Annotated in this window: 6 protein-coding genes; 4 read left to right on the top strand and 2 right to left on the bottom strand. The window is 64.8% G+C overall.

Translation table 11 applies throughout. The features are described from left to right. Positions 1-135 precede the first annotated feature (135 nt). The 4 genes from NKJ67_RS22290 to NKJ67_RS22275 are packed head-to-tail and all read left to right on the top strand — an operon-like array spanning position 136 to position 4,191. Positions 136-1,683, top strand: coding sequence for a sugar ABC transporter ATP-binding protein (locus NKJ67_RS22290; protein WP_023813235.1), 1,548 nt, complete (start codon positions 136-138; stop codon positions 1,681-1,683). Further along, complete coding sequence (locus tag NKJ67_RS22285; RefSeq protein WP_023813234.1) at positions 1,680-2,660, top strand: ABC transporter permease; 981 nt, start codon at positions 1,680-1,682, stop codon at positions 2,658-2,660. Before NKJ67_RS22290 ends, NKJ67_RS22285 begins: the two co-directional genes overlap by 4 nt. Beyond that, on the top strand, positions 2,657-3,643 hold the full coding sequence (locus NKJ67_RS22280; protein WP_023813233.1) for an ABC transporter permease: 987 nt from the start codon (positions 2,657-2,659) through the stop codon (positions 3,641-3,643). Before NKJ67_RS22285 ends, NKJ67_RS22280 begins: the two co-directional genes overlap by 4 nt. 2 nt (positions 3,644-3,645) lie before the next feature. After that, complete coding sequence (locus tag NKJ67_RS22275; RefSeq protein WP_352583109.1) at positions 3,646-4,191, top strand: gluconokinase; 546 nt, start codon at positions 3,646-3,648, stop codon at positions 4,189-4,191. Here NKJ67_RS22275 and NKJ67_RS22270 read toward each other — a convergent pair. Together NKJ67_RS22270 and NKJ67_RS22265 are read right to left on the bottom strand one after the other, a co-directional pair. After that, positions 4,186-5,337 carry a hypothetical protein gene (locus NKJ67_RS22270; RefSeq protein WP_352583107.1) on the bottom strand — a complete coding sequence of 384 codons (1,152 nt, stop codon included), beginning with the start codon at positions 5,335-5,337 and terminating at the stop codon, positions 4,186-4,188. The genes NKJ67_RS22275 and NKJ67_RS22270 overlap by 6 nt on opposite strands. Before the next feature lie 248 nt (positions 5,338-5,585). Beyond that, entirely contained in the window at positions 5,586-6,491 is a 906-nt protein-coding gene (locus NKJ67_RS22265; RefSeq protein WP_352583105.1) for a LysR family transcriptional regulator, read from the bottom strand. Between the last annotated feature and the right edge of the window lie 69 nt (positions 6,492-6,560).

Raw genomic sequence — 6,560 nt, 5'->3', positions numbered from 1 at the left:
ATCAACCCCTATGCGCTGGTGGGCCGCTTATTTTGTTTAAACTCCACCCCCTTTAAAAATTGGGTGGATGTCCGGGGGCGCGGGGGCTGCCGGCGGGGCGCTTGTCTCAATCCCACAATCGCCCTGGGAGGGCCGATGGACGGTGCGGCTCCGCTCTTTCGTATGGAAGGCATATCCAAGCGCTATGGCGGCGTACGGGCGCTGGAGAAGGCCGAGCTTGTCGTCGAAGCCGGCAGCATCCACGCCATTCTCGGTGAAAACGGCGCCGGCAAATCGACGCTGATCAAGGTTATGGCAGGTGTCGTGGCGCCCGATGAGGGCCGCATGACGCTGGACGGGCGCGAGGCGACCTTCGCTTCTCCGGGGGCCGCCAACAAGGCCGGCATCGTCTGCATCTTCCAGGAACTGTCGCTGGTCCCCGAGCTCAGCGTGGCCGACAACATCGTCATTTCCGATCCGCCCAAACGCTTCGGCATGATCGACCGCAAGGCGCAGCGCCGCATCGCCGAAGAAGCACTTGCTCGCGCCGGCGCCGCCGACATCCACCCGCTGGCGCTGGTCAAGGACCTGCCATTGTCGCGCCGCCAGATGGTCGAGATCGCCAAGGCATTGGCACGCAAGCCGCGCATCCTCATCCTCGACGAAGCCACCTCCGCGCTGACCGCCGCGGATGTCTCGAAGATCTTCGCGGTGCTCAAGCGGCTGCGCTCGGAAGGGCTGGCGCTGCTTTACATCTCGCACCGCATGAACGAGATCGCCGAACTGGCGGATCAGTGCACGGTGTTCCGCAACGGCCGCAATGTCGCCAGCTATGCAGCCGGCTCGAAGAGCGACAATGAGGTGGTCGAACTGATGATCGGCCGCGAATACAGCCATATCTTTCCGCCCAAGCCGGCGGCCGTGCCTGCCACCGCGGCCCCCAGGCTCGAGGCCCGCAAGCTCTCATGGGCCGACCGGCTGCACGATATCTCGCTGACCGTCAGGGCAGGTGAGGTGGTCGGCCTTGGCGGCCTCGACGGCCAGGGCCAGCGCGAATTGCTGCTCGCCTTCTTCGGCGTGCTGCGGGGCCTCAGCGGCCAGATCCTGATCGACGGCAAGTCTGTCTCGATCACCAGTCCATCCGTTGCGCGCGACGACGGCATCGGCATGGCGCTCATTCCCGAGGACCGCAAGACCGAAGGGCTGATGCTGCCGATGACGGTGCGCGAGAACCTGTCGTTCGCGGCGCTCGACCGGCTGTCGAAGGCCGGCATCATCGATCGCGCCGCCGAGCAGCGGCTGATCGACGACATGGTCGGCCTCTTGGCGATCAAGACGGCGGGCCTCGACATTCCGGTCGGCGCGCTTTCGGGCGGCAACCAGCAGAAAGTGGTCATCGCCAAATGGCTGATGCGCCAGCCGCGCATCATCCTGCTCAACGATCCGACGCGCGGCATCGACGTCGGCACCAAGCAGGAACTGTACCAGCTGATGCGCAAACTGGCCGACGCGGGTGCGGCGATCCTGTTCTACTCGACCGACTATGACGAACTGATCGGCTGCTGCGATCGCGTGCTGGTGCTCTATGACGGGGCGGTCAAGCGCGAGTTGGTCGGTGCCGAGATCACCGAGCGGGCGCTGATATCAAGCGCGCTCAACATCCATGGCGAGGAGAGCCCAGTGGGCCTGGGAGCAAGCGCGTGAAAGATTGGCGCTATTGGCTGGCCGAGCAGCGCGGAACGCTGCTGGCGTTCGGCATCTTCATCGTCATGTTCGTCATCTACACCTCGAACCATCCGGCGGGCTTCACCGCCAATGTCGTGCAGACGGCGTCGAACAAGGGTGTGCTGCTCGCCTTCGTCGCCATGGCGCAGACGCTGGTGGTGATCACCGCGGGCATCGACTTGTCCGTCGGCATGATCTTCCTGCTCACCAACTGCCTCGCCTCCTGGCTGGTGGTCGGCACGCCGATGCAGACGACGCTCGGTGTCATCGCCGTGCTGGCGGTAGGGCTGCTGTGCGGCGCGATCAACGGCGCCATCGTCATCTATGGCCGGCTGCAGCCGATCGTCGCCACCATTGCCACAGGCGCCGTCTATTACGGCATCGGCCTGTTGCTGCGGCCATTTCCGGGCGGCTCGGTCAATGAGGATCTGGCCGACGCGCTGACCGGCCGTGCGTTCGGCGTGGTGCCGGCGAGCCTGGTCGTCCTGCTGGCCGTCGTGCTGGTGATCTGGGTGCCGTTCAGCCGCTCGGTGCTCGGCCGCGCGGCCTACGCGGCGGGGTCGTCGGAGACGGCGGCCTACATGTCCGGCGTGCCGATCCGGCGCGGCAAGTTCGCCGCCTACACGCTGGCCGGCCTGCTGGCGGCGATCGGCGGACTGTTCCTGACCTTCTTCACCTATACGGGTGAAGCGGCCTATGCCAGCGGCAACTCCTACACGCTGTTTTCGATCGCCGCGGTGGTGCTCGGCGGCGTTTCGCTGTTCGGCGGCAAGGGCAGCGCCATCGGCGCCATCTTCGGCGCACTGGCCTTCCGCACCATCGGCGACCTGTTGTTCGTCTTCGATTTCGATCCGCTCTGGCAGCCGCTGTTCCAGGGCGTTATCCTGCTGGTCGCCGTCAGCCTCGGCGCCTTCGCCCTGTTTCGGGTCCGCAACCGGCTGGAGTGGTTCCTGTGAGCGAAACGACGCTTGGCGGCATTGCCGGCCGCGTGCCCAGATTCATCCGCCGTGCCGATCCGGCGGTGCTGACGGCCTTTGCCTGCATCGTTCTCTTGCTGTTCCTGGGCAGCCTCTATTCCAGAAGCTTCCTGTCGCCTGAATATCTTCTGCAGCAGCTCAAGGTGGCTTCATTCCTCGGCGTCATCGCCACCGGGATGATGCTGGTCATCCTGCTCGGTCAGATCGACCTGTCGGTGCCGTGGGCGGTGGCGGCGGGCGCCATGATGGCCTGCGCTGCGGCGGCCTACGGCCCGGTCGGCGTGGCGCTGGCCATTCCGTTCGGTATTTTCTGCGGCATGCTGATCGGCGTCGTCAACGGCATCGGCGTCGCCTATCTGCGCATCCCCTCGATGATCATCACATTGGCCACCAACGCCGTCGCGCAAGGGCTGATGGTGGTCTACACCGGCGGCTTCTCGCCGCAGGATTCGGCGACGGGCGCGATGCGCTACCTGGCGACCGGCTTCGCCATTCCTGGCGTGCCCAACGCGGTCATCATCTGGGCGCTGATCGGGGCCGCGATGGTGTTCGTGCTGACCCGTACCAGCTTCGGCCGCACCGTCTACGGCATCGGCAACCGCGAGCGCGCGGCCTATCTCTCCGGCATCGATACGCGGCGCGTGGTGATGATCGCCTTCGCCGTCTCCGGCGGGCTCTCGGCTTTCGGCGGCGTGCTTCTGGCGGGCTATGCCTCCAAGGCGGCGCAGTCGATGGGCGACGCTTATCTGCTGCCGTCGATCGCCGCGGTGGTGCTTGGCGGCACCTCGATCCTGGGCGGACGCGGCTCTTATCTCGGCACTGTCGCCGGTGTCATCCTGATCACGCTGCTGCAATCCATCCTGTCGGTCATGCAGATGCCGGAGGCGGGGCGGCAGATCATCTACGGTGTCGTCATCGTCGCCATGCTGCTGCTCTACGGCCGCGCGCCGGCAAGCCGCTGACCGTGGACGAAGTGGCAGCACAGGCGCCGACGAGCGCCCCCGGCTCGGTGCCGGCCATCGTGGTCATGGGCGTCGCCGGCTGCGGCAAGTCGGCGGTGGGCATTGGGCTTGCCGCCGCTCTGGGCGTTACCTTTATCGAGGGCGACAGGCTGCATCCGCCGGAAAACGTCGCGCGCATGGCAAGCGGCGAGCCGCTTACCGATCAACTGCGCGAAGGCTGGCTCGATGCGATCGGCGAGCGCATCGCGGAGTCGGTGGGCAGCGGACAGGGCGTGGTTGCCGCCTGCTCGGCGCTGAAGCGCAGCTACCGCGACCGGCTGAGCGGCTTCTGCCCGGAAATCGTCTTCCTCTATCTGGAGATCGACCCTGCCACGGCCAGGCAGCGCGTCGGCAACCGCAAGGGCCACTTCATGCCGGCGAGCCTGGTCGACAGCCAGTTCGCCATCCTCGAGCCGCCGGCTGCGGATGAGCGCGCCTCGACACTCGATGCCACACGCCCGGTCGGTGAGCTCGTCGCTGCCGCGGTCCGCCTGATACGCCGGTCATGAGCCTTCATCCATGCCGATGCCGGTGCTGTCCTGGGCCTCGGTCAGCCGCTGCCGGCGGGACCACGTCAGCATCTGCTCGGGGTAGAGCCTCAGCGCTTCCAGCAGGCGGTCGCGCTTGAGCAGGATGTAGCGCGCCTGCACAGTCATGTTCTTGGCGCCATCCCTGGCCATGTCCGTTGCCGGGGCGGCCGGAGCCTCCAGCGTCAGCTCGGGGCTGAGCACGGCCCGGTATTCGATGAAGGGAACCATCTCGAAGGTCGACATGGCAAACAGGGCGGTTCTGCCCCTGGCGGCAAAATTCGCGGGCGCCGAGGCGAGATGCGTCCAGCCGCTTTCGCCCATGGCTGCCTCGGTGAAAGTCGTGCCGGCATGGATGGTGTTGGTCATCGTCACCACGCCATTCTGCTTCAGGATTTTCTGGATGCGGACGGTGACCTGATAGGCGTCGTCACGATCAAAGGCGACCCGGCTCTTCAGGAACCGGTTTTCGACATTGATCAGCGGCGGGTTGAGGAAACGCAAGCCAAACGCCGATTCGGAAATACCGTGGGTGTTGACGCTCACCTGATGCGCTTCGATACCGGCCTCGTACAGCGCGCGCTTGCCGATGATGGTCTGGGCGGCGAACTGATCGCACCAGAGGATGGCGCCGTGGCCGCGCTGCAAGGCCGACCGCAGTCCCTCCAGCCCCTCCAGCCGGATCGTCGGCGACCAGCGGCCGGCCACCAGATGTGCGGCGAGCTGCAAGCGGCGGCGGTGGCGCGCCGCCAGCAATCCCTCGAACAGCTTGCGTGCATCGATACCATCGCCAAGCACCGCGCGTGTGGCGGCAGCGTAGGCCGGGAATTCCTTGCGCATATGGCGCTTGAGGCGAAACCTCGATATGCGGCCGCAGATCGGCGCCCACCAGCGCACCGGCAGTGCCGCTGCCACCACGAGATAGAAGACGGACAGCAGGCCTTCGCGAAGGTCCTTGTTGGAGAAGCGGCGAAGCCGGCCGGGGCGAACCAGCTTGCGGCTGAAGAAGCGCACGTCCTCCGCCCGTTCCGGGACGAAGACGTCGGCGATGATTTCAGTGCGGAAACTGGCTGCCGATGGCAGCTTGCGGGCGGCCTTGCGGGATTTTGCTAACCACCACAGCCTCATCGGTCCAGCCCGTTCTTCGAACCCCGCTTTACTGCGTCGGCTTGGGCCGTGCAAGGTCGTGTCCGCGCTCGAGACTTCTGCAAATTTCGCTTGCCCTATACCTGGGACAGGCGCGTCGCTTACGTCATTGCACCCGACAAGCAAGATTATCAGCAGCGCGAGCTGGCGCCGGCGATGCCGGACCGCCGGTCGGCAGACATAACTTCAGAAATGTTGATTTCGAGGGCCGGACGAAGATATTCGTGTCGCTATTCCATATACGGCGTCAGCACATCTTCGATCCATTTCATGAACGCGCGGACTCGGCGCGATAGATTGCTCCGATGTGCGACGACGAGGGACACGGTGAGCGCCCGGCGACGAAAATCGGGTATGATCTCGACAAGCGCTCCACTCTCCAAGTACCGGCCAATGCCCAAGAGTGGCGCCTGGATCAGGCCAAGGCCGGCGAGGGCAGCGGCTTCGTAGGTCTGCGCGCTGTTGACGTGTAGCGCGCCTGGCAACTGAAGCGTCGCGTAGCTGTCGCCGTCCGGATATTCCCATCCATAAGGTTTCGCGCCCAGCATCGTCGAAAAATGAATTGTCCTATGGTCCTGACGCTGGAGATCTTCCAGCGATCGAGGCACGCCATAGCGCGCCAGATAGGCGGGACTGGCAGCGTTGGCCATGCGCAACAGGCCCAATGGGCGGGCAATCAGCGTCTCGTCCCGAATGGGTCCAAGCCGCAATACACAATCGAACCCCTCTTGAACCAGATCGACTTGCCGATCGGTACTCGACACCTCCAGCTCCAATTGGGGGTGCGCCGCCATGAAATCCGGCAAGGCCGGCACGATCGTTGTGCGCGCCACTTCGGTCGGAAGGTCGACCCGCAAACGCCCGCGAAGTGCCACGCGATCGCCTGCGAACATCGAGTGCAGATCATCGACTTCAGCAAGCAGATCGCGGGCACGGGCATGAAATGCGCGTCCGTCTTCCGTCAACCGCACGCTGCGCGTCGTCCGGTGCAGGAGCCTGACACCGAGATCTTCTTCCAGCTTCCGGACCGCCGTTGAGGCTCTCCCCTTTTGGATGCCCAGGCTGTCGGCTGCGCGGGTGAAGCTCCCCATTTCCGCTACCGTTATGAAAATGAGGATGTGTTCGAGATTTTGCATTTTCGTTTCCCGGTATTGTTCCCCAAAAAGAGAACAGTCGGTTCATTTCCTCGGTGTTTATCACACCTG

The sequence above is a fragment of the Mesorhizobium sp. M0088 genome (genome assembly GCF_040322895.1).
GTDB lineage: Bacteria > Pseudomonadota > Alphaproteobacteria > Rhizobiales > Rhizobiaceae > Mesorhizobium.
This window is presented reverse-complemented; position numbering and strand designations above follow the sequence as displayed.